21 protein-coding genes and 1 tRNA gene are annotated in these 23,449 nt (G+C 63.8%); 5 read left to right on the top strand and 17 right to left on the bottom strand.

Annotated elements, in window-relative coordinates:
• Positions 1–83 precede the first annotated feature (83 nt).
• The 7 genes from mmoX to QMG84_RS08040 form a co-directional block, all read right to left on the bottom strand.
• The gene (gene mmoX, locus QMG84_RS08070; RefSeq protein WP_281931676.1) at positions 84–1,667 is read right to left on the bottom strand and encodes an aromatic/alkene monooxygenase hydroxylase subunit alpha; all 1,584 of its coding nucleotides are present in this window, start codon (positions 1,665–1,667) and stop codon (positions 84–86) included.
• A 490-nt stretch (positions 1,668–2,157) separates the two neighbouring features.
• The gene (locus tag QMG84_RS08065) at positions 2,158–3,840 is read right to left on the bottom strand and encodes an Hsp60 family chaperonin (RefSeq protein WP_281931675.1); all 1,683 of its coding nucleotides are present in this window, start codon (positions 3,838–3,840) and stop codon (positions 2,158–2,160) included.
• A gap of 49 nt (positions 3,841–3,889) precedes the next feature.
• Positions 3,890–4,225 carry a hypothetical protein gene (locus tag QMG84_RS08060; protein WP_281931673.1) on the bottom strand — a complete coding sequence of 112 codons (336 nt, stop codon included), beginning with the start codon at positions 4,223–4,225 and terminating at the stop codon, positions 3,890–3,892.
• 4 nt (positions 4,226–4,229) lie between these two features.
• Positions 4,230–6,341 (bottom strand): sigma-54-dependent Fis family transcriptional regulator, encoded by a 2,112-nt coding sequence (locus QMG84_RS08055; protein WP_281931671.1) that lies wholly within the window; start codon positions 6,339–6,341, stop codon positions 4,230–4,232.
• A gap of 129 nt (positions 6,342–6,470) precedes the next feature.
• Complete coding sequence (locus QMG84_RS08050) at positions 6,471–7,028, bottom strand: DUF1097 domain-containing protein (protein ID WP_281931668.1); 558 nt, start codon at positions 7,026–7,028, stop codon at positions 6,471–6,473.
• Positions 7,029–7,143: 115 nt separating this feature from the next.
• A complete protein-coding gene (locus QMG84_RS08045) occupies positions 7,144–7,524 on the bottom strand; it encodes a hypothetical protein (protein WP_281931666.1) in 381 nt (126 codons plus the stop codon).
• 47 nt (positions 7,525–7,571) lie between these two features.
• On the bottom strand, positions 7,572–8,954 hold the full coding sequence (locus QMG84_RS08040; RefSeq protein ID WP_281931664.1) for an SCO family protein: 1,383 nt from the start codon (positions 8,952–8,954) through the stop codon (positions 7,572–7,574).
• A 444-nt stretch (positions 8,955–9,398) separates the two neighbouring features.
• Between QMG84_RS08040 and QMG84_RS08035 the strand changes: the two genes are divergently transcribed.
• Positions 9,399–9,890 (top strand): copper chaperone PCu(A)C, encoded by a 492-nt coding sequence (locus QMG84_RS08035; RefSeq protein ID WP_281931663.1) that lies wholly within the window; start codon positions 9,399–9,401, stop codon positions 9,888–9,890.
• 462 nt (positions 9,891–10,352) lie between these two features.
• Here the strand turns inward: QMG84_RS08035 and QMG84_RS08030 are convergent, their stop codons facing one another.
• Together QMG84_RS08030 and QMG84_RS08025 are read right to left on the bottom strand one after the other, a co-directional pair.
• The gene (locus tag QMG84_RS08030) at positions 10,353–10,571 is read right to left on the bottom strand and encodes a hypothetical protein (RefSeq protein ID WP_281931662.1); all 219 of its coding nucleotides are present in this window, start codon (positions 10,569–10,571) and stop codon (positions 10,353–10,355) included.
• A gap of 251 nt (positions 10,572–10,822) precedes the next feature.
• Positions 10,823–10,897 (bottom strand) — tRNA-Val (locus QMG84_RS08025).
• Positions 10,898–11,183: 286 nt separating this feature from the next.
• Between QMG84_RS08025 and QMG84_RS08020 the strand changes: the two genes are divergently transcribed.
• Positions 11,184–11,363 carry a YdcH family protein gene (locus tag QMG84_RS08020; protein ID WP_202072706.1) on the top strand — a complete coding sequence of 60 codons (180 nt, stop codon included), beginning with the start codon at positions 11,184–11,186 and terminating at the stop codon, positions 11,361–11,363.
• Between the two features lie 78 nt (positions 11,364–11,441).
• Here QMG84_RS08020 and cimA read toward each other — a convergent pair whose 3' ends face one another.
• From cimA to cysS, 5 genes are all read right to left on the bottom strand, one after another.
• The gene (gene cimA / locus QMG84_RS08015; protein ID WP_281931659.1) at positions 11,442–13,034 is read right to left on the bottom strand and encodes a citramalate synthase; all 1,593 of its coding nucleotides are present in this window, start codon (positions 13,032–13,034) and stop codon (positions 11,442–11,444) included.
• Positions 13,034–13,534 (bottom strand): GNAT family N-acetyltransferase, encoded by a 501-nt coding sequence (locus tag QMG84_RS08010; protein ID WP_202072704.1) that lies wholly within the window; start codon positions 13,532–13,534, stop codon positions 13,034–13,036. Before QMG84_RS08010 ends, cimA begins: the two co-directional genes overlap by 1 nt.
• Positions 13,534–13,668, bottom strand: coding sequence for a hypothetical protein (locus QMG84_RS08005; protein ID WP_281931657.1), 135 nt, complete (start codon positions 13,666–13,668; stop codon positions 13,534–13,536). The genes QMG84_RS08010 and QMG84_RS08005 overlap by 1 nt, the downstream gene beginning before the upstream one ends.
• Before the next feature lie 281 nt (positions 13,669–13,949).
• Positions 13,950–14,303, bottom strand: a complete 354-nt coding sequence (locus QMG84_RS08000) for an endonuclease domain-containing protein (protein ID WP_281931655.1) — start codon at positions 14,301–14,303, stop codon at positions 13,950–13,952.
• 221 nt (positions 14,304–14,524) lie between these two features.
• Entirely contained in the window at positions 14,525–15,952 is a 1,428-nt protein-coding gene (cysS, locus tag QMG84_RS07995) for a cysteine--tRNA ligase (protein WP_281931654.1), read from the bottom strand.
• Between the two features lie 352 nt (positions 15,953–16,304).
• On the opposite strand from cysS, the gene QMG84_RS07990 reads away from it, so the two are divergent.
• A complete protein-coding gene (locus QMG84_RS07990; RefSeq protein ID WP_202072701.1) occupies positions 16,305–16,628 on the top strand; it encodes a hypothetical protein in 324 nt (107 codons plus the stop codon).
• A 3-nt stretch (positions 16,629–16,631) separates the two neighbouring features.
• On the opposite strand, the gene QMG84_RS07985 is transcribed toward QMG84_RS07990, so the two are convergent.
• Entirely contained in the window at positions 16,632–17,165 is a 534-nt protein-coding gene (locus tag QMG84_RS07985; RefSeq protein WP_202072700.1) for a CreA family protein, read from the bottom strand.
• A gap of 345 nt (positions 17,166–17,510) precedes the next feature.
• Here QMG84_RS07985 and QMG84_RS07980 point away from each other — a divergent pair, with 345 nt between their 5' ends.
• Positions 17,511–18,638 (top strand): DUF2865 domain-containing protein, encoded by a 1,128-nt coding sequence (locus tag QMG84_RS07980; protein WP_281931652.1) that lies wholly within the window; start codon positions 17,511–17,513, stop codon positions 18,636–18,638.
• 268 nt (positions 18,639–18,906) lie between these two features.
• Here the strand turns inward: QMG84_RS07980 and QMG84_RS07975 are convergent, their stop codons facing one another.
• Together QMG84_RS07975 and cckA are read right to left on the bottom strand one after the other, a co-directional pair.
• Positions 18,907–19,524, bottom strand: a complete 618-nt coding sequence (locus tag QMG84_RS07975; RefSeq protein WP_281931651.1) for a GyrI-like domain-containing protein — start codon at positions 19,522–19,524, stop codon at positions 18,907–18,909.
• A gap of 135 nt (positions 19,525–19,659) precedes the next feature.
• Positions 19,660–22,179, bottom strand: coding sequence for a cell cycle histidine kinase CckA (gene cckA, locus QMG84_RS07970; protein ID WP_281931650.1), 2,520 nt, complete (start codon positions 22,177–22,179; stop codon positions 19,660–19,662).
• A 297-nt stretch (positions 22,180–22,476) separates the two neighbouring features.
• Between cckA and QMG84_RS07965 the strand changes: the two genes are divergently transcribed.
• Positions 22,477–23,352 (top strand): hypothetical protein, encoded by an 876-nt coding sequence (locus QMG84_RS07965; protein ID WP_202072696.1) that lies wholly within the window; start codon positions 22,477–22,479, stop codon positions 23,350–23,352.
• Positions 23,353–23,449 lie beyond the last annotated feature (97 nt).

The raw sequence follows: 23,449 nt of genomic DNA, 5'->3' as shown, positions 1-23,449 counted from the left end.
CACATCACCCGCCAAGATCCCGGCGCGTGCGAGACGCGCCGGGAATTCTTGTTCTTTCGACAGCCTACGCCGCCGACCGGAGATCAGTTGAATTTCGCGAGCGGATCGGGGAAGACGCAGCCCGCGCGCTTGATGTCCTCGAGCGTCCAGAGGTTGTCGCCGCGCACGTGAGGCTGGGCGATCAGCGTCTTGCCGTCGGAGCGAACGCCATGGCCCTCGGCGATCACCTCGGACAATTCGCGTCCCTCATATTGCTCGAAGAGATTGTGGCACTCGTAGCGCTCCGGCTCCGACAGCCACATGCGCTCACCCCACTCATCCGTGAGCGAATGCTTCTTGCCGTTGAACTCGTGCACGCGCAGCGAGCCGGAGCCCTTGGCGAGAGACGGGATGAACGGCACCTGCGAGACCCGGTCGATGTAAACATCGTGACCGTTCTGCAGCAGCCAGGCGTAGGGGATGAATCCGCTCTTGGGATCCTCGTAGCCGAGCTTCTTCCACTCGTTGTAGATTTTGCCGTAATGATCGGCCCAACCCGGATAGTTCGCCTCGAACCACTCCTGGTCCTCCTCGTCCGGCAGAGCCAGGCGCGCGAAGCCGAGCGGCCACAGCGCATAGGCCGCGAGGGCGAGATCGTGATGGGCCCAATAGGCGTCCGTCTTGGCGTCGCGCAGCGAGCGGGGGCTCTCCACGCCATATTTGCCGAGACGACCGATCCAGATTCCACCCCAATCCTCGTAGACCCAGCGGTTCCAGGTCTTCACCCACGGCTCGACCTTGAACTTGGAGCCATACTCGAACAGATAGCCGAGGGCCGGCGTGAAATACTTCTGCTGCGTCCAGAAGGCGTTGTTGAGGTCGGTATTGAGATATTTGGCCGCCGCCGGATCATTGGCGATCGACACCACCGTCTGATAGCCATTCGCCATATGGCGCAGCTCGTCCGTCTCCACCGACAGGAACACCGTCGGCGTGATCTCGTCGCCATTGGCCGAGGCCCATTCGGTGACGGCGACGATCAGCGGATTGGTGAAACAGGCTTCGCCGACCAACTGCAGATTGACCGAGCACTCCACGGCGTCGCCGGAGATGAAGCCGTCGGCGAAGACGCGCTTCATGCCCTTCCACAACGGGCCGATCGCACGGGTGCGACGGGCGTCATTGTGGCCGGCCGGATCGTGATAATGCTTGGAATAATAGTGATTGATGAAAGCGCACTGATGCGTGTGACGAATTTCGTCGAGCACCTGAGCGAGATAGCCGTTCTTCTGCTCGGCGGCGGTGGCGGAGTCCCACAGCATGGCCGAAGCGGCGATGGCGTTATACTCGCCGACCTCGAGGAAGTTCGAGATCACTTTCATGGTCTCGCCCCAGCGCGGATGCACTTTGTTGCCGGCGCCGAGACGCGTAAGGCCGTCAAGCAGAGTGCCGAACTGGCGCTCGTCCTTGGCCGCCTCCATGCGGGCGTATTCCTTGGCGATGACCTTGAACTGCTCCTTGGTCTGGTTCGCCATATGATATTTGGTGGCGTATTTGGTGCGGTTTTCTTTGAAGTCCCAGTTGAAGCTCTGCAGCCACTTGTGCACCTCCTGCGGCTCGACGCCGACCGGAGCGCGGTTGACCTTCAGAGCGTCGGTCGCCGCCTTGGTTGCGAGACTGATCGCCATGCTTGTTCCTCCTACCTGACTTATCGTTTCCAACTTCGTGGGCTTTGCTTTTCGTGACGCCCCGCAGTTTCGGCTCGGGCGCCTCGCTTACAAATTTCGAATAAGGAAACCTTTCGACGTCACCGCTGCGTTTCTTCTGCGAGCGGCGACCTGACTTGTTTGGCAAGGCGCATGCCACTCGTCGCGAGATTTATGAATCGACGCTATTGCAAAGGATTCGAGATGAGGTCGAAATGTTTCATGAGCGACGGCGTCGATGCAGAAAGATGATCAGCGATACATGTGTAAAGGAACCATACGCACGATCTGCGCACGCATTTCGTCGAGGCTCCATCGTCGTCAAACGAAAGCGAAAAAAAGCGGCGCGCATGGCTGCAGCCCCGCAACAAACATTGCGGAGTAGCCAGGCGCGCCGCTTACCTGAGACACGAGGATCCGCTCGATTGGATCGGATCCAAAAGCAAAACCTGCGCTTTTGCGACTGTGGATGTCAGGACCGCGGATCTTCTCTCGTCTGCGCGGCGAGATGCGGATCGAAGCCGAACGTCGGATCACTCGGGGAGACATGCGTGACCGCGCATTCGACTGTCATTAAGGATGACGCCGTTGCGATGGCGTTGCGGAGCGCGAGACGTGAGACGCGCGCAGGATCGATCACGCCCGCAGCATAAAGGTCGCCATAGGCGCCGCTGCGCATGTCCATTCCCCAGAAGTCGTCATCGGTTCGTTTGAGTTCGAACAGCAATTCATTGACGTCGACGCCGGCGTTGCCGGCGATACGGCGTATGGGCTCGTCGAGCGCTTCGCGTATGATGGCGATGCCGTGGCTCTCATCGAGAGTGTCGCCTTGAAGATTGGCGAGCGCCGCGCGGGCGCGATACAGCGCGACGCCACCCCCGGCGACGACGCCTTCGTCGCGCGCCGCGCGCGCCGAGTTCAACGCATTCTCGATGCGCTGCATACGCTCCTTGATGAGAATATCAGAGAAGCCGCCGGCTTTGATCGTGACGACCTTGCCGGTGAGCGCCTGGATTCTGGCGTGTAAATTCTCGAGGTCGTGTCGCTTCCCGCTAGGCGAGCCTTTGGATGCGTCGCCGCCGGTAATCCGCTCCGCTTGCCGTCGCGCGGAGGCGAGACGGTCGGCGATCAAAGCCGGGTCTCCTCCGGCGCCGATCACGACTGTTTCGTCCTCGCTGACAATGACACGCCGCGCGCGGCCCAGATGCTCCATCGTGACGCTGGAGAGTTCTTCGCCGAACGCCTCCATGATCGCTCGCCCGCCCGTCAAAGCGGCAAGATCGAGCAGATATTCGTAACGATTGTCGCCGTAGCCCGGACCTTTGACCGCGATGGAGCAGAGGTTCTTGCGAATATGATTGAGCAGCAGGCCCGGGAGCGCCTCTTCGGCAATGTTTTCCGCGACGACGAGCAGGGCGCCCTTGCGCCGGCGCACCAACTCGAGCGCTGGCAGGAGTTCGGCGAAATCATTTATCACGCGATCATAGACGAGGACATAAGCGTCTTCGAGCTCGGCGAGCTTGCGCGTGCTGTCGGTCATGAAATAGGGCGAGCGATAACCCTGCGCCCATCGCATGCCTTCGACCGCCTCGATCTCGTCTTGGAGCGCGCTCCCCAACTCGACGTCCACGAGTCCGCCCTCGCCGGCCTGCCGGAGCGCTTCGGCGACAATGGCGCCGATCGATTCGTCGCCCGCCGCCGCGAGCGTCGCGACATGTGCGAGCGACCGCACGTCGGCGCAGGGCCGCGCGCGCCGCGTGAGCTCTGAGTCGACGGCGCGCGCGGCGCGCTCCATGCCGATCGCGAGATCACGCGGATTGAATCCGGCGGCGAGCGCCTTTCGCGTCTCGATGGCGATGCGCCGCGTCAGCACAACGGAGGTGGTCGTGCCGTCCCCGGCCTCTTTCGCCACCGTCGTCGCCATCTGCCGCACGAGCGACACGCCGACGCTCTCCGTCCTGCCCGACAATTCGATCGCCTGCGCGACCGTCACGCCGTCCTTCGTCGCGACCGGCGGCAAGCCCGCGGCTCGATGCTCGATGACGACGTTACGGCCGCGCGGGCCGAGCGTGACGCCCACTGCGTCCGCAAGAGTATTTACGCCGTCGAGCAATTTCATGCGTACGGGATCGCCAAAACCAATATGTCTCGCCACGATTTTTTCTCCAATTGTCGCGCGCCGAAAGTGACGATGCGACGTTTCCTCACTTCTTTTTCGACTTGTCGAAAGATGTGATGTCGATGTCGTCGCGTCCGGCGTCGAGGATCATCGTTCGACGTCCCGCCGCGACGCGATGGCTGCGATTTCGTTCCAGGCGTATCCAGATCGACAGCAGCCGTCGGTCGTCGTAATCGAGCCCGCGACGCATTTCTTCCAGATCGACGGGCTCGAACTCCTTGCGCAGATAAGCCGCGAGCTCGACGACGCGCTCCTCGCCGATGACCTCCGTCAGTCGTTCTTCCTCTTGCTCGAGTTCACGCATCGACGCGTCGAGGGTGCGCGCCATCTCTTCCAGAAACGCGCGGTCGTCGGGGTCCATCGCATCACCTCTTCGAAATGATCCGCTTGTCGCTGCGCAGGCCGAAGCGGGCCATTTTGTGGTAGAGCGTCGCACGGGTGATGCCGAGGTTGCGGGCCGCCTTGGCGATGTTGCCGTTGCTCGACGCGAGCGCGAAGCGCACCGCCCTCGCCTCCCAGTCCGCGAGATCGAAGGAGGTTTCATCGCCCTGTTGCGCACATTGCGCGTCTCGTGAGGCGCTCTGGCACGCCTCGGCGGCGCCGGGGCAATCGGCGTTCAGCTCCTGCAGGAAATCGACGGGGAGATCATCGATCGCGATGAGCTTTCCTCTCGCGACGGCGATCGACGATCTCAACACGTTGCGCGCCTCGCGGATGTTTCCGGGCCAGGGGTGCCGGTCGAAAACGCGCCACACATCGTCTTCGAAGCACATCGTCTCGGTGACGCCGAGCGCCTCCTGCTCTAGCCGGAACAGATGCGCGAGCAGTCGCAGTCGATCCGGACGCTCGCGCAGCGACGGCAATCGAAGCTGCACGCCGTTCAATCGGTAATAGAGGTCACGGCGGAACGCGCCTTTTTGCACCATCTCCTGAAGGCTGCGATTGGTCGCAGCGACGACGCGCACATCGACGCGAATGGGCTTGCTCGAGCCGATCGGCGTGACCTCGCTCGAATCGAGCACGCGCAGCAGCGTCGCTTGCAGATCGAGCGCCATGTCGCCGATTTCGTCGAGGAACAGAATGCCCTTGTCCGCTTCGACGAATTTCCCCGCTTTGCCCTTCGCGCGCGCGCCGGTGAAGCTGCCGCCCTCATAGCCGAACAACTCGCTTTCGATGAGCTCGCGGGGGATAGCCGCGCAGTTGATCGCAACGAGCGGGCGATCCTTGCGAGGTCCGGAAGCGTGCAGCCGACGTACGAGGTGATCCTTTCCGACGCCAGATTCCCCCGTGATCAGGATGGAAATATTGCGCTCCTGCAGTCCTGTCGCTTTGCGCAGCGCCGAGTCGAGCACGCTATCGCTCCACGCGCCGTCGAAGGCGTTCGCAGGATGGCGGGGCGCGCCCTCGCCGGCGGGCGAGGCGCCCGACGAAACCGTCGGGGCGCTCCTGCGTTTCGCCGTGCGATGGACTTCCGCCGCGACAGCGCGTCCGCCGCCGCCGCGCGCGACGAGCGTAACGATGTCCGCAGCGTCGCTGGCGGCGTTCAGCGCCGCCAGATCGACGCCGATCGTCGCCGCCGCATCTTTTCCCAGTATCGCCGCCGCGTCGCCGGCGCCGAGAATGTCCAGCGCGTCTCGATCGGCGCCGCACACGCGGCCGTTTTGGGCGATGAACAAGCGCCCGGCGCTCAACGGGCCGCCACCGGCCTCGTCGCCGCAACGCAGCCGCAGCAAAAAGCCGTCGCAAGACATGCGTTCGAAAAGTGAAGCTTCGAGGAGGCGGCGCGCGACCTTCAAGAACCCGAGCAGCAATCTGGCGGCGTCGGGGCGATCACAGATCACGCCGACGATCGCGACGATTCCGCCGTCCGGCCCGGAAATGGGACAGCCGGCCGTCGCGCAGCGATGCAGCGCGGCGTTGAAATGCTCCTTGCCAGCAAAAGCGACAGGCTCGCGCAGCAGCGCCGCCGTCCCCACGCCATTGGCGCCGAGACTCGCTTCGCGCCAATCCGCGCCGATGCGCGCCATCTGCATGCCGCCCGCCCATATCCGGCGACCGGAGTCGAGCAGATGGATCACGCGGCCGGCCGCGTCGGCCAGCAGGAGCGTGACGTCCGCGTCGTCGAGCAACGAGCCGAGGTCGTAGATCATCGCCGAGAGATGCGACGCAACGGCGCCGCTGGCGGCGCGGGACGGCGCGTCGATCTCGGGGACGAAGCCGTCGCTTTGGCGTTGGCGCGGCGGAAAATCCAAGCCGGTCGGCAGCGCGTGGTCTTCGACGCAGCGCATCCAGGCGTCCGCCACCAGCGGCCGCACCCAATCGACGCCGCAAGGGGCTTGTCCCGTCTGCTTCATCCAATCCCAGGCGACGCCCGGGCGGTCCACCCCATAGAGGCCTGTCGCTTCGGCGGAACAGAGCGCGCCGGCGAAAGCCCCCTCGCGTTCGAGGCAGGGCTGTCTCACTATGAAGTCGCTCAACGGCGATCCTCCCGATGATGAATGTCGTCGTGGCGCGCGGGGGCATGCCGCGCGGTGACGGCTTTCGCTCGCCATTTCTTTCAGAAATGGCGAGCGCTTCTGGTCGAGTGAGAGGCGTCGGTCCGTGGATCAGGCGCTCGTGGCCGATTGCGGCCGGCGTCCGCGAAGCGGGACATATCTTTGCAGCGCTTCCGTCAGATAGTCCGACAACAGCGCGAATATCACGCCCGCCAGGAGCGACAGAACAGCGATGGCGAGCGGATTGTCCTGCGACAGCGCGATGATGCGCTCGCCGCGGTCCGAGACGCCCACGAGCGCGAAAAGCGTCGCATAGCCGAGGATCGCGACGGCGAAGTCGCTCAGCGCCGACAGTCGCGACGCGAAGACGAGGATGGCCAGCGTGATCGCCACGGCGATCGCCGTCCACGCCGGACCGCCCAGCGTCGCGCCATAGGGGAGGCGCGAGATAAGAGCCAGGGCGACGCCAGCGAGAACGACGCCCGCCAGAAGATGAAGAAGCGCTTTCTTCACGCCCTCGATCTTTCCGCGGAAGTGGTAGTAGCCGGCCCAGCCGATCAGGATCGGAAAGAGCTGCGCGCCATAGTGGGCGGCGGGTCCCTCGGCGAGAAAGGCGGCCACGCCGGCGAGCGCGCCAACGCTCACGGCGCGATATGTCGAGATGCTCATGATAAATTTCCTCTTGTCCCGCGCGATCGACGATCGGCGCGTGCGAATGAATCCCTTGGGTTGCCTGTTCAATCGAACAAAGCCGCCCGTCAGTTGAAGATGACTGTTGAGGGGATCAGACGCCGCGCGGCGGGGGCGCGCGAGGACAGAGGGCGCGCAGCTCTGGCGCGACGATGACGGCGTCGATCTGGTCGTCGCACGCCGGAGAAGCGGAAACGGTTTCCAGAGGCAGGATTTCGACGGGAGCGCGGCCCGCGTCGGCCTCGATGAAAGAGCTGCAGTGCAGAACGCAGCAGGGACCGACATGCTGCTGCTCGATCGGCCCGGAGGAGTCCCTATTCGCCGCGTCGGCGTTTTGGCAGATTGTTCCGAACAGCAGGCCGGCGGCGCCATTGGCGGTCGCGCCAGCGGCGAAGCCGATCGACGCCGCTTGCAACAGCAAGAGTATCGCGACCGCCGCGCTCACGGCCGCACGGGCGACGACCGCACGGGCCATGGCCGTTCGTTCGACGCTCCGATATGACCGGCCTGACGCTTTCAAGATCACTCACCCCGCGTGTCGGATCGAGACGCGCTATAGCAGCGATACAGGGTCCAGCGACCGCTTGTCGCATGCAATGCGGCAGGTTGTCGCGCTGACGTCCAGCGAGAGCGGCGCGCTGGCTTCACCGCCGCGCCTGCCCGGGCGTGTATGCGCGACCTGCGTCGCCCGCTTCGTCCCGCGCCATGCGCGGCCGCCTCGACGAGGAAGGCTTTCAACCTCTTGGAGGCGATATCGGCTTGCTCCATGAAGGAGAGCGTATCGACGAGCTGGCCGCGATGGTCGACAAGATAGACGAGCGTCGTGTGGTCGATCGTATAGCCGCCGCCTTTGAGAGGAACCTTGCGGTGGTAGACTCGAAACGCCTGCGCCGCTCGCGCAAGTTCGTCCGTCGATCCCCTCAATCCAGTAACGCGCCCGCCGAAGGACCCGACAAAATCCGAGAGGACGTCGGGCGTGTCTCGTTCGGCGTCGAGGCTGACGAAGAGAATTTCGAAATCGGACGTATCCGCCCCCGCCTCTTTCACGACCGTCGTCAGCTCGAGCAGCGTTGCTGGACAGGCTTCAGGACATTTCGTGAAACCGAAGAATATGGCGTAGGGGCGTCCGAGCATCGTGCGATCATCGACTGTTTCGCCCTTGGAGGACGTCAGACGAAACGCCGGCGCGGTCTTGCCCGGCGCCGCGATCGCGTCGCGGGGCTGCGGCGTCGCCTGCAGCATTGGAAGAACCATCAACGCCGATGCGGCGGCGCAGGCGATCCAGGGGCTCTGTGTTCGTTTCGCCGGCGCATCTTCGGCTCCGCGCTCCGATGGCGCGGCGGGCGCCGCCGACGCCGCGCAGGACGGCGTTTTGCAGACGGTTCGCACCGGCGCCTCGACGCCCGCCTCGCGCAGCGCAGCCGCCAGCCGCTCGACGATCGCTTCGCGTTCGCCCGGCAAGACATCGCGCGCGATTTCGAGTTGTCGCGCGACGCCTTCGACCTCGACGCGCCGGCAGTCGCCGGCGTCGTCGATGTGCCGAACGACTCCGATCGCCTTCACTCTGCGCCGACCGACGAGTTCATCGTCGACATAGTGCGAGACGCAGACGATGTTTCGCTCGATGGTCACCCGCTCCGTGAAGCGCCGCTTCGCAAACAGCGACGAGCAGGCCCAGGAGAGGCCGAGTATGGAAAAAACGCCGATGATCTTCGCATCCGGCCTGATGGCAAGGATAGCGGACATGCTCTCGAACGCGGCGTAAGCGAGCGCGAGCGCCAGAACGCGCTTGCAGGCCGTCCTTCTCATCTCACGCCGTCTTGTCGACGCTTCGGCGAGAATCTCGCTGGCGTTGGTTGCCGGATCGATCAGGACGGTCGAGCGCGGTCGAATGAGCACGAACATTCACCAATGCGTTGAAATGGGGCGAAAGCCCGCGCTCGGAACATACAAAGAAGGCGCGACGGCAAAGCGTCGAAGCGCCTACGTCGATTCCGAGAACCGCGAACGGAAAAACCAGCTTGACGATAGGAATCGTGGAGCTGTTGCGTCAATCGTCGTTGCGCAAATAATCCTGCGACAGGACGTCGCGTTCAATAAATGAACAGTTTCTCTCCGCTTTGGAGTCGGCGCTTTCGCTGCAGAAAGATGCCGACGCGCCCGATGAATAGTTCACTGTTCGTGAATTGGACTGAGGCGGCCGCATATGTATCAACACTATTCATAACCGCGACCCGCATTTTACTGCATGCACTCTGCGAACGACCCGCGATCCCAACGAATATCGCCGGTTCCGACCGCGACGCGGCTGGCGCGCGTTTTGGCGCCGATGTTGCCCAGCGGTCGGCCATGAACACGACGAGCTATGACCCCACGAGACGCCGCTACGCCATCGTTGCGCCTGTTGCAGGAGGCATTCTTTGTTGCGGTCTCGGCGCGCTCGGGGCCGCCGCGGGCGCGACTGTCCCTCTCGACATCGAGATCGAGCATCCGTGGTGTGCGGCGTCTCCAAAGGGCGTCACCACGGGCGCCTGCTATATGACGGTTCGCAATCGGGGGACGGAGACGGTCAGAATTGTCGGCGTGGATATTGCCGTATCGGACCATACCGAGCTGCATGAAACGGGCGTTGCAGACGGGATCATGAAAATGCGCCCTGTCTCTGAGGGCGTGGAAATTCCCGCCGGAACGTCGATCGACTTTCAAACGCGCGGTTACCATCTCATGCTGCTCGATCTGAAATCGTCATTGAAGCTCGGGCAGACGATCGACGGCTCGCTTCGCTTCGAAAGCGGCGGCGCGATGAAGATCGAGTTTCATGTGGAGACACGGCGGCTGTAGCACGCCCCGGGCATCGTCGTGGACGGCCGTCTGATATGAGATGCGCTTGATCGGGTCACTGTCATTCCCGACGCTCACGCAGCGAGCGATCGGGAATGAAGAGCAAAACCAGCGCTTTTGTGGCTCTGGATCCCCGGTCGGGCTTTCAGCCCGCCGGGAATGACAAGTCCCCATGCGAGCTATTCAAACGGAAATGGCATGAGGGGCTTATCGAGGCCCGCAATCCGGAAGCACCACTCCGAAGATAGCCCCTCCCCCGCCGGCGTGGGACTTGAGAGTTTTCGGCTACGTCGCCCCACAATTGGATCGATCAGAATTCGCCCACTAACTTGCTAGTTCCCACCCGTCGGCAGCATTCCGTAGTGCTTGATTCGAATGGTGGGCGCGACAGGAGTTGAACCTATGGCCAGTATCGACGGAATCGACGCTCTCATTATGGCGATGACGGGACGCCGGCCAAACTCAAACCATAAAGGCCGTGGGGCCGGCTTCCGCATTTTCAATCGACACCTCATCCGCGATGGCTCGGTCAACCGCCTCAATGAATTCCTGCACGCTCTTAAAGGTATTGGCCCAACGCTCAGGGCTATCCTCTTGAGGCTCGCCAACAAGACGAGCAATTCGGCGGCGCTCAGTGACCAGCTTCGCTCGAACGGAATTCAAGATTTCGACTTCCGACATATCGGCCCCCAAGGACTAAGAATCACGCCACGAATATGCGCGCGCAGGGAGCCGTCAGCAATGGCTGCATTGAGCGCTCGGTCCGCTCCGAGCCTGAGGAGGTTTCGAGGGTTTTGAGGGTGCTGGCTCGGGGCATTTTCAGATTTTTTTGCCCTACCGACCGCGACGGTGACCTCTTGGTCCAGCGGTGACTATATGGTGACCGGACTTCGCGGCCTCGACACTATATCTTTGTAAGTTCTTGATTTTGATGGTGGGCGCGACAGGGATTGAACCTGTGACCCCTACGATGTCAACGTAGTGCTCTCCCGCTGAGCTACGCGCCCCCTTCCGGGGTTCCGCCTTGGCGGCGGCTCGGGTGGCGTGTGTATAGTGGCGGACGCGGCGGCGCGCAAGCGCCTTTGTGCAGAAAAATTTCATAGTCCCGCGACAGCGCAAATTCCGCCCGGCGGCGGCTTGGCGGGAGTGGCCGTTAACAATTTGTTGAGGCCAGATGTCGCGGGGACGAAAGATTTATGACGCCGCGACAATTCTTATCTTGCGGGCCTCGCCCAATGTGGCATGCTTGGCCGTGCGCCCCTCGCGAGGGGAAAGTCACAAAGGAGGTTTCGCATGTCCTTACAAGGCCATATCGTCGAACTCCAACGTCGCCACGAGGCGCTCAAGAAGGAAATCGAGAGAGAGCAGCTTCACCGCAATGCCGACAAAGCCAAAATCATCGAGCTGAAACGCAAGAAGCTGCAAATCAAGGACGAACTCGCCAAATTGGCGATCAGCGAAACACGCCACTGACGCACGCTCGAACGGGGCGGAAAGCTTTTTCCGCCCTGTCCGCCTTTCAACGCTCTCGGCCCATGGCGCGCCCGCGCGTCACCGCGCGCCCGACACCAGCAGCTTGTAGTTGATCGCGTCGACAATCGCTTCGAAAGAGGCGTCTATCACATTGGCCGAGACGCCCACCGTCGACCAACGATTTCCCTCCCCGTCCGCGCATTCCACCAGCACGCGCGTCACCGCGTCCGTGCCGCCCTGGAAGACGCGCACGCGGTAATCGACAAGCCGGACGTCGTCGACGAATTTCTGATAGGCGCCGAGATCCTTTCGCAGCGCGACATCGAGCGCATTGACCGGGCCGTTGCCCTCAGCCGCCGAGATGCGCGTCTCGCCGTGAACATTGATCTTGACGATCGCCTCGGCGCCCTTGTCCTCGAAGCCATTGCGCGCGAAGCGCCGATCCACCGCCACGCTATAGCGCTCGATGTCGAAATAATGCGGGGCTTCGCCGAGCACGCGCTTGGCGAGCAGGAAGAAGGAGGCGTCGGCGCCCTCATAGGCATAGCCCTGCGATTCCTTTTCCTTCACCTCGTCGAGCAGACGCGTCAGGCGCGGATCATCCTTGTCCAGCGTCACGCCGAGGCGCGTCAGCTCGGAAATGATATTGGATCGCCCGGCCTGGTCGGAGACCAGCACGCGGCGCTGATTGCCCACGGTTTCCGGCGCCACATGCTCATAGGTGCGCGGATCGGTCAGCACGGCGGAGGCGTGAATGCCGGCCTTCGTCGCAAAGGCGCTGGCGCCCACATATGGCGCATGGCGATTCGGGGCGCGATTGAGCAGCTCGTCGAGCGCATGGCTGATGCGCGTGAGATGGGACAGCTTCTCGCGCGTGACGCTTATCTCGAACCGAGAAGCGTATTCATCCTTGAGCAGCAGCGTCGGGATGATAGTCGTGAGATTGGCGTTGCCGCAGCGCTCTCCCAATCCGTTGAGCGTGCCCTGAATCTGCCGCGCGCCGGCGCGCAGGGCGGCCAATGAGTTCGCCACCGCTTGCCCCGTGTCGTCGTGGCAATGCACGCCGATATGGTCGCCCGGAATGACCTTGGCGACCTCCGCGACGATGCGCTCGACCTCATGCGGCAGCGTGCCACCATTGGTGTCGCACAGCACCACCCAGCGCGCGCCGGCCTCGTAAGCCGCAACGGCGCAGGCGAGCGCATATTGCGGATTGTCCTTGAAACCGTCGAAGAAATGCTCGCAATCGACCGCCGCTTCCTTCTCCCGCGCGACAGCCGCTCTTACGGATTGCGTAATCGCGGCGAGATTATCCTCTTCCGTGGAGCGTAAGGCGACCTTGACCTGATAGTCCCAGCTTTTGGCGACGAAGGTCACCGCATCCGCCGAGCTGCCCAAGAGCGCCGCGACGCCGGGATCGTTCTCCACCGAACGGCCTTGCCGGCGCGTCATGCCGAAGGCGCAGAAGCGCGCCCGCAGCTTCGGCCGCTGCGCGAAGAATTCCGTGTCGAGCGGGTTGGCTCCCGGATAGCCGCCTTCGACATAGTCGATCCCGAGATCGTCGAGCATGGCGGCGATCTGCCGCTTGTCGTCGAGCGAGAAATCGACCCCCGTCGTCTGCGCGCCGTCGCGCAGCGTGGTGTCGTAAAGCGTCACGCGTTCCCTGGTCATCAATGCGTTCCCCCAGCGGCCGGCGGGGCCGCCAGTTGCTTGGTCATGGTGGTGTTTCCGAGCCATTCGCCGGCGATGGTCACCGTATTGCGGCTCTGCGCGACATAGCCGCGCGCAGCGAAGAAATCGCGCGCCGTGTCGGAGGCTTCGACGGTGAGCGTCTTGGTTCCGCGCGCGCCGGCGAGCTTCTCGATCGCGTCAGCAAGCGCGGCGCCCACGCCTTGCCCCGCATAGTCCGGGCGCACATACAGCATGTCGAAGAGCTTGTTGTCTTTAAGAGAAGCGAAGCCCGCGATCTCGCCGTCGGCCAGCGCGACAATGGTGAGGGCCCCGGCGAGTCGGGCGGCGAAAGCGGCTTCGTCATCCGCCGCCGAGGCCCAGGCCTCGCGCTGATCCGCGTCGTAATCCTCGGCCGCGAGCGCCTCAATGCTCGCGCGAAAAAGCGCGGCGAGCGCCGCCGCGTCACTTGCAAGATATGGCCGAAGACCGGGCTGCGCCATTACACGACCTCGAAGCTGCGCAAGATCTGCCAGGCGGCGAAGGCGGCGCCGGCCAGGACGAGAATTTTGAAGAGGAGGTAAACCGCCCAATGGCGCTTGAACGGCAGCGTGTTTTTCCAGTCGTTGTTGGACATGGCGTTGCTCCTGTTGCCTCGCGCGGGACGGCGCATTGTAGCCCGGCCGTGGATCACGCTACGCGCCAGACATTGCGTTGGCGTTTCGGTGGGAGGGGCGCCCTCGGACCCCACCCGGCCCGCTGCGCGGGCCACCCTCCCCGTAAAGGGGAGGGAAGGGATGGCGGCGGCAGCGCCGCTCATGCCGCCCGACGCTTCAGAAAGAGCGCAAATCGTAGGGCTCCAATCCCTCCCCCTTGCGGGGAGGGTGGCGCGCGAAGCGGGCCGGGTGGGGGGGAGGATCACGACGCCTCCGGCATATGCTCACGCGCCCGCGCCAAAATCGTCTCGACGACCCCATGCAGATTGGAATCCACCTCCGGATTCCAAAATCGCAGCGTGCGAAAGCCCTGCGAGGCAAAATGTGCGTCACGCCTTGTATCGTTGCGCAACCCCACGTCCTCGCCATGCTGAGAGCCATCCACTTCGATGATCATTTTGTATTTGAAGCAGACGAAATCGAGCACATAGCCGTCGAGCGGCGCCTGACGGCGGAAGTGGAAGCCCTGGGGCCGCAGCTTGCGTAGCTGCACCCAGAGCTTCACCTCCTGCGGCGTCATGGTCTTGCGCAGAGCGCGGGCGCGGGCGACGGACATGGTTCAGCCAACCCGGCCGTCGGGGTCGGGCCCCACCCGGCCCGCTGCGCGGGCCACCCTCCCCGTAAAGGGGAGGGATGGGATTGCATCGGCATTGCAGATCATGCGAGAGGCTCGCGACTGCATCAGCGCATCAAAAGGAGCCCAAACCGCGCCGCTCCAATCCCTCCCCTTTACGGGGAGGGTGGCCCGCGCAGCGGGCCGGGTGGGGGGGAGTCCGCTCATTGCTTCACCTCCCAACTCGTCGTGCCGTCCTTATTGTCCTTGAGCGCAATGCCCATCGCCGCGAGTTCGTCGCGGATGCGGTCGGACTCCGCCCAGTTCTTGGCGGCGCGAGCGGCGAGGCGGTCGGCAATAAGGGTTTCAATTTGCCTTTCAAGATCAGGATCGACGGGCGGCTTGTTCCACTCTGTGTCCAGAATGCGCTCCAGCCCCAACAATCCAATACAAAAACGCAGCTTTGCTGCGGAAGCGGCGATCTCTGAAGGGGGCGCTAAACGCCCTTCGCCAAGCTGCGAGTAGCCCGCGATTACACCTACATGCGTAAGGCTGTGCATTTGCGCTACAGCATCGGGGGTATTCACGTCATCGGCCAAGGCTTCAAGAAATGCAGCGTGGGGGACGGCTTCTGCGGCGCGAAGCGCATAAGCTCTCCACCTCATTAAAGTCTTCTCCGCCTCCTCCAGCGCCTTCACCGTCCAATCGATCGGCTGCCGGTAATGCGTCCGCAACATTGCAAGCCGCAGCACTTCGCCCGGCCACTTCCGCCCACCAAATTTCTCCGTATGCAGCAGCTCATGAATCGTCACGAAATTCCCCAGGCTCTTGGACATCTTCTCGCCCTCGACCTGCAGGAATCCATTATGCATCCAGTAATTCGCCATCACGTCGCGCCCAAAAGCGCAGCATGACTGTGCGATCTCGTTCTCGTGATGCGGGAAGACGAGATCGATGCCGCCGCCGTGGATGTCGAAGGTTTCGCCGAGATGTTTCCACGACATCGCGGAACATTCGATATGCCAGCCCGGACGCCCCCTGCCCCACGGCGACTCCCAGCCCGGCTCGTCCTCTTTCGAGGGCTTCCACAGCACGAAATCCATGTCGCCGCGCTTATAGGGCGCGACGTCCACGCGCGCGCCGGCGAGCATTTCATCGAGCGAACGGCGTGACAGGCGCCCATAGGCCGGCATCGACGGCACGTCGAACAGCACATGGCCGTCGGCCGCATAGGCGTGGCCCGACGCGATCAGCCGCTCGATGATCGCGATCATCTGCGTGATATGTTCCGTCGCGCGCGGCTGCACGTCGGGCTCGAGGCACCCCAAGGCCCGCACGTCTTCCTGAAAGACCTTGTTGGTCTCTTCGGTCAGCTCGCGGATCGTAATGCCGCGCTGCGCCGCGCGCGCGTTGATCTTGTCGTCGACGTCGGTGATGTTGCGGACGTATTTGACATGGCTCTCGCCGTAAAGATGCCGCAGCAGGCGGTAGAGCACGTCGAAGACGATCAGCGGCCTTGCATTGCCGATATGGGCATAATCATAGACCGTCGGCCCGCAGACATACATGCGCACATTGTTGCGATCGATGGGCTCGAAAGCCTCCTTCGTTCGCGTCAGCGTATTGTAGATTTTGAGCGCGGGCGTCGACATGAAAACCTCTGTCGCCAGCTTGAGCCGGCGCGTTTCATGTCAGTTCGAGGACGTGACGGCTCCGGCCAGCCTGGGTTGCTAGCTGATAATGGTCCGGCCACAAATTCGGCAGGAGAGCGGCGTGGGAAGCGTCATGGCGGCGACCATGCGCCCGAAACCGCCGCCGCGTCAAGCGCGCTTTCGCAGCGCGCAAGAGCGCGCCGTCGCCGCTCCAGGCTCATGCAAAGCGCCTGCGACGCTCCCGCCGCATTTACGGCAGGATCGTGGCGCCTTAACGCATGATTAACCGCGTTCCGATAGTTTTAACCATACGCCGCCCGATGTCTTTGGCGGCCATGGAGCGGGCGCCGGCATGTTCAAACTCTCGTCGAAATACGAAAAGTCTTTTCTGCCGCGCCTCGTCGCGGGGCTTCTCGTCTCGGCGGCTTATTTCTCTAGCGCCCAGGCGGCTCCGGCCTCCTATATTGTCGTCGATGACGACGGCTATGGCGTGCTGGATTGCCTCACCCAGAAATCCGAGTGCGGAAAAATCGTGGCCGACGCCTGGTGTGAATCTCACGGCCACGGTCCGGCGAAGGCCTTTGGCCGCGCCGAGGACATCACCGCCTCCATCGGAGCCGACGCGCCGCGCGAGCCGGTCAAGCCGGGCGCGGCGGTGGTCTCCTGCTCGGAATAAACCCTATCTCACCCAATTCGCGCATTTGGCGGGCTCGCCCCCGCCCCAGGGCTGGATCGCCACGGTCGACGTCGAATTCTCCGGCGAGCCCTCGACCAGCTTGTCCGAATAAACCATGTAGACGAGCATGTTGCGCCGCGTGTCGCAGCCGCGCGCAATGTGCATCTGCTTGAAGAAGAGCGACCGTCGCTCGCTGATGGCGAGATCGCCTTGCGTGAACTTCTCGTTCTCCTTGCCGGCGCGCAGCTTGATCGGCCCAAATTGGCTGCAGGCGAGCGAAACCTCCGAGGTCTGCTCAGCCACGCCGAACATGCCGGCGACGCCGCCCTTTTCATGCGCCGTAAAAGCGCAGGCGACGCCGTCGATGAGCGGATCGTCGACGACATAGGTCGCGAGCTTGTCGTTGGGCGTCAGCAGCTTGAAGTCGGTCGACTTGCGGAAGATCAGGTCCGGCCCTTCCTGCGCGCAGGCCGCGCTCGCGCCGAGCGCGGCTGCGAAAGCAATCGAGAATATCGCGCCAAAACGGTTCGTCTTCATAAGCCGGTCTCCAATGCCGTCGCGCGGGATATGGGCGAGGACTTGGCGCATGGGAAGTGCCGGAGGCTTCGCTCCTGCAAAAAAATGGCGCGGCGCGGGCCTCGCGACCGCCTTGTTGCCGACATGATGCAGGAGAGAATCCAAGGCGATCGGATGTCGGACGCACGCATCCTGAAAGAGCCGCCACAGGCGGCGGCGCGAAGGACGAAAGATCCTTCGACCGACGGGGTAACGCCCCGTAAGATTGATCGGCGGCGCGAAAAAGCGGATATGCTCGGGCCGCCCGCGATTCTTGAGCTTGGGCGCTAGATGAATGTCGCGCCGGGCCGGCAGCCGGAGCACGAGATGAGGCCGACCTTGGGGCCGACGACTACCCGCTTCCTTTTTGCATTGGCGCTCGTCGCCCTCGTCTTCCTCCCTCGCGGAAGCGCGCGCGCCGAGAGCGCCTATTGCACGGATCTACGCGGTCAGATCGCCAAGGCCGGCGCCGAGGGCATGGCCGCCCGCTATCGCGCCGCCGCAGCCAAGCAGCGGGGCGAATATGGCCGCCTCGCCGCCAAGGGCCGCGCGATGGGCTGCGATCGCGAGCAGTTCCTGTTCTTCGGCAATCCGCCGCCGCCGCAATGCGCGCAGATCAGCGCGCGGCTCAGCGCTTTGCAAGGCAGCATCGCCGCTTATGAGCAGGGCGCCGCCGACGACAGCCAAAGACAGGCGCTCATGGCGCGCTATGAGGTCGATTGCCGCAACCAGCGCGTGGCAGCGCGCGAGCCCGAGCCCAAGAGCTTCTTCGAGGAGCTTTTCGGGGTCCGGCAGCCGGAGCCGGCGCCCGGTTATCGGGAGGCCCCCGACGATCCAGGCTATCAGACGCTCGACCCGGATTACGAAGGAGACGGTCAATTCGTCGATGGACGCCCTCAGGGCGGCCCCATGGCGATCTGCGTGCGGACCTGCGACGGCGGCTTCTTCCCGATCACTTACTCTGCCAGAAGCGGGCAGCTCGACGATCTCAACACGCTCTGCAAGGCCATGTGTCCGGGAACGGAGGCCAAGCTCTACACGCAATCGCAATCGAAGGGGCTCGAATCGGCGATTTCGATCGACGGCGAGGCCTATGGGGATCTCCCGAACGCGCACAAATTCGAGAAGACCTACGACGCCTCCTGCGGCTGCAAGCCCAAAGGTCAGAGCTGGACCGAGGCGCTGGCCGAGGCCGAACGCATCCTCGCCGAGCGCAACAAGAAGGACCAGATGGTCACGGCCGAACAGGCGGAGCAATTGTCGCGCCCGATTCTGCCCGGCGATCCGCGCGCGAAGAAGCCGGCGCTTTCCCTGCCGCCCACGCCCGCCGCGGCCAACGCCGGCCTGCGCGGCGCAGAGGGAAGCGTGACGACCGGCGGGCCGGAGGTTTTCCGCGACGTCGTCGGTCCCGATGGCGTGAAGCGCCGGGTCCGCGTGGTGGCGCCGACGTTGTAGCAAGCCCCTTGGACCGCGAGCCTTCAGGCTCGCTCAGATTGTTGACAAACCTCCGAGGTGGCCTCGCCCTTCGAGACGCGATCTTCGCTCGCTCCTCAGGGTGAGGCCTAAGTGTTTGATGAGGTTTCAGAAGCTCCTCATGCTGAGGAGCCTGCGTAGCAGGCGTCTCGAAGCACGAGGGGCGTCATCGCCACTTTGTCAGCACCCTGCGCGAGCCTTCAGGCTCGCTTCCTTCAGGCGAGCCTGAAGGCTCGCGGTCCGGCGCCCCCTATGCGCCGCGCCTGACAGGCTGCCGGAGAATGGTCCTCAATTTCGCGGGCTCGGTCTTGCGCGGATCGCTCAGATAGATTTCGTGATGCCTGCCAGCGAAGACATACCCCCGCGACGGCATTTCCTCGTGATGCAGCCGCGCGAGCGCCAGTCCTTCGTCGTCATAGGCGCCGATGTGCAATATTTGGAGCGACGGACCTTCGTCGTAGATTTCCATACGCAGGCTATCAGGGGGCGCGCCGAGCTTCTTTTTCGACTTTTCAATCGCCGCGAGAAACACGCCGTCGTCCAGGAAATCCGGCGCCAGGATCATCATCGTCCAGCGCCAGCGGTCCTTGCGACGCGCAACGAAATCAGCCGGATCGTCCGCCTCCCACAAGCCTTCCAGCGGCGGCACGACATAGTCTTTGCCAAGCGACGCCTTCGCGGCGAATTTCATCGCGTAGCTCACAGAGAAGAGCCATTCGACCGCCTGCTTGTAGGCCGGTGCGGTATTGGGATCGCCGGCGCCGTCGACCATCACGAAACGCATCGCTGGAACGTCGACGAGCGCGAAGCGATTTGTCGGGGCGCGATAAAGCGCTGGAGAAGCTTTTTTAAAATCGATCTTTGTCATGCTCGAAAACGTAACGTGGGGACATTGCATCCAGAACAAACCAGCGCCGTCATTGCGAGCGAAGCGAAGCAATCCAGGGCCGTGATGTGGCTCTGGATTGCTTCGTCGCTTCGCTCCTCGCAATGACGGCGGTGGCTACCCGCCCTGCGCCGCCATATGCGATTTCACCGTCTCGATGAGCTGTTTGATCGAGAACGGCTTGGGCAGGAAACCGAAATCGCCTTCTGGCAAATTCTTGGCGAAAGCCTCCTCGGCATAGCCCGACACGAAGATCACCTTGGCCGTGACGCCGCGCTTGCGCAATTCGGCGAACATGGCCGGTCCGTCCATCTCGGGCATGACCACGTCCGAGACGATGAGGTCGATCTTGCCGCCGACCTCCTCGACAACCTCCAGCGCTTCGAGGCCGGTGGAAGCCTCCAGCACGGTGAAGCCGCGTGACTTGAGCGAGCGCGCGCCGATGGAGCGCACCGCGTCTTCGTCCTCGACGAGGAGGATTACGCCCTGCCCCGTGTAATCGGCCGCGGCCTTCGGCGCCTCGGCCTCCGGCTTCGGCGCTTCCTTCTCTTCGGGGATGAAGCGCGGCATGAAGATGCGGAAGACCGTGCCCTTGCCCACTTCGCTCTGTGCGAAGATGAAGCCGCCCGACTGTTTGACGATGCCGAAGACGGTCGAGAGGCCGAGGCCCGTGCCCTTGCCGACCTCCTTGGTGGTGAAGAAGGGCTCGAAAATTTTCTCCATCACCTCGGGCGGAATGCCGCTGCCCGAGTCCTCAACCTCGACCAGCACATAGTCCGCCGCGACGAGATGAATCTCATTGAAGCCGGCGCATTCGTCCTTGGTGACGTTGCGCGTGCGGATCTGCACGCGGCCGCCCGTGTCCGCCATGGCGTCGCGGGCGTTGACGACGAGATTGATGATGACCTGCTCGAATTGCGTGAGATCGGCCTTCACGAACCACAGATCGCGCCCCTGCCGCAGATCGAGCTCGTTCTTCTCGCCGACGATCCGGCGCAGCAGATTTTGCAGCTCGGACAAGGCGTCGCCGAGCTGAAGAACTTGCGGCCGCAGCGTCTGGCGACGCGAGAAGGCGAGCAGCTGGCGGGTCAGGCCGGCGGCGCGATTCGCGGTCTCCTTGATCTGGCGGATGTCGCGGAAAGCAGGGTCGGTCGGCCGGTGGTTCGAGAGCAGAAGATCGGAATAGCCGATAATCGCCGTCAGCATATTGTTGAAGTCATGGGCGATGCCGCCGGCGAGCTGGCCGACGGCGTTCATCTTCTGCGACTGGGCGAATTCCTCCTGCAGCTTGCGCTGCTCGGTTGTGTCGAGCGCATAGAGGGTCGCGCCTTTCTGGCCGGAATCCTCCGCTGCGGACGCGAAGAAGCGGGCCGAGCGCGGTCCCGCCCCTTCCTCAAAGGACACATTGACCGGCTTGACGTCGCTCTTGCCTTCGACCGCCTCCTCGATCGCCTTGCGCAAAGCCTGCGCGTCGCTCTCAGAGAGGCCGGCGAGTAGCGACCAGCCTTCCTTGCCGTGGAGCGCCGCCTTCGGGAGCAGCTTGGCGAAGGCGGCGTTGGAGTCGAGCACGCGGCCCTGCGCGTCGAGCGTCGCTATGGCCATGGGCGTCGAATTGAAGAAGCGCGCGAAACGCACCTCGGCGGCGCGCAGCCCTTCCTCCGGCTTTTCGCCGGCCGTGCGGTTGAGGACGAGCGTTCGCGAGGCGCCAGCGACGCCGTCCTGGCCGAAAGCCACCTGATGAAGGAGTCGCACCGGCAAGGAGCGGCCGTTCTTGCAGCGCAGATCGAGGTCGATCTGCTCCGTGCAGACCTCTCCCGGCGAGCCGGAGACGGCGGCCAGCAACGCCGCGCCATTATTGGCGACGATGGCGGAAAGACTTGCGCCCCCCGAGCCCACCTGGGTGAGATCGTAGCCGAGCCAGCCGGCGAGCGTCTTATTCATATAAGAAACGGCGCCGTCGGGCGTGGACGAGAAAAAGCCTGCCGGCGCATGGTCGAGAAAGTCGATGGCGTGCTGGAGCTCCTGAAACACGCCCTCCTGCCGCTGCCGCTCGCTCGTGACGTCGGCGACGCCCCACAGCGTCGCGCGCTGGCCGGCCTCCGGCAAGGGCCGCACCTTGATGCGATACCAGCCGACCGCGCCGGCGCCGGTGAGCGGCGGCGACAAGCGCAGATCTTCGACATGCGCTCTTCCCGAGCGCGCGGCCTGCGCCAGCCGATAGATTGCTTCGGAGACTTCCGGAGGGCCCGAAAAGAGCCGTTCGACGGCTTGCAGGCCCGAGGGGTCGCGGGCGCCGCAGAGCTCCATGTAAGCTTCATTGGCGTAGACGATCTGCATATCGCCCTTGGTGACGACCAGGCCTTCGGTGGTCGTGTCGGCGATGAGCTTGGTGACGTCGTTGCGCGGAATGCGGGACGAAAATTGTATGAGCCCGACGGCATAGGCGAAAAGCGAAAACACGCCGGCGACGCCGAAGAGCGCGAGGGCCAGCATGACGAGCCGCGGCGCCATGGCGGTCGGCGCCAGGAAATAGCCGACCGAAACCGTCAGAATCGCGATGGCGAACGTCAGCACGAGCCCGGCGCTTCCCGGTCGCTCGCTTCGATCAAATGCAGACGACGCTGCCCTCTCGCTCATCCCCTACGCCCCGCCCATCGCGCCCGCGAAGCCTGCTCGCGGACGATTCGGTCTGCATGCCAGAATATGGTTAATGAGCCGCGCATCGAAGCGACGCCGGCAAAATTGCTAAGTTTGAGAACTCTTTCAGATTCGTGTGCAAGAATGGCTGCGCACGCGCAAGATAGCAACCGCGCGCCGGGCAATTTCGGTTTCCGCCCCATAAGCGTTAACCATTGATTAACCTTTTGGGCCCGCTTGCCAGAAAAGCTGATAATTTGGCAAGGTTCAGCGCGTTCGAAGAGAGACCTGCGGTTCATGCAAGACAGATTCTCACAACTGCTACCGGTTCTCGGAGCAATCGTGGCGTTCCTCATCGCCGCGCTTCTGGTTCTTTATATCTTCCGTCTACTGTTTGGACGAAAGATTCGCTCGGATGCAGCGAAAAAAGGACCGCGTCGCCTGGATGTTGTCGACGTCTTCGACCTCGATCGTGAGCGTCAGCTCGTCATCGTCCGTCGCGACAACATCGAACATTTGCTGCTGATCGGCGGGCCGAACGACCTCCTCGTCGAGGGATCGTTCGCACGCGCCGAAGCGCCCGTTCGTGCGCCTGCCGAGGCGCGCGGCGCGGCGCCGGCGACCGCCTGGCCGCCCGGCCCTCCCGCCGAGCCCGCGCCGGGGCCCGTTCCCAAACCTGCCGTTCCAGGGCCGCTCAACCTGCCGCCGGACCTGTTCGCGCCCGCGCCCTCGAAGCCGACCGCGCCGGAGCCCGCTCCCGCGCCGCCGCCCGCCGGACCGACGGCCGCCCCGCCGCCGCCCCGTCCTGCTGCGCCGCCGCCGGCGCCGCCGCCACGCCCAGGCGCCCCGTCGCGACCTGCGACGCCGCCCTTCCTGGCGCGCACCCAGCGGCTGATCCAGCCGAAAACCGAGGCTCCGCCGCCCGCCCCGAAACCCGCCGCGCCGCCGGCGCCTCCGCAGCCCCCTGCTGCGCCGGCTCCAGTCGCCGAGCCTCCAGCCGCCCCGCCGGCGCCGGCCCAGGCCCGGCCTCCGGCTCCTCCGCCAGCGCCGCCGCCCGGCCCGGCGCGACCATCGGCGCCCCCGCCAGCCCCGCCGGCGCCCGCAGAGGTCGATCCGTTGGAGTCGCTGGAAGCCGAAATGGCCCGCCTGCTCGGCCGGCCCGAGAAGGAATAAAAAAGAAGGGCGTCGCCAAACCGGCGACGCCCTTTCTAATTGTTGGTGATTCGCTCGATTGGTTCAGTGTCATTCCCGACGCTCGCGCAGCGAGTGA

This window comes from Methylocystis iwaonis (genome assembly GCF_027925385.1).
Classification (GTDB): domain Bacteria; phylum Pseudomonadota; class Alphaproteobacteria; order Rhizobiales; family Beijerinckiaceae; genus Methylocystis; species Methylocystis iwaonis.
The sequence above is the reverse complement of the archived record's forward strand: the minus strand, read 5'-3'. Positions and strand labels throughout refer to the sequence as shown.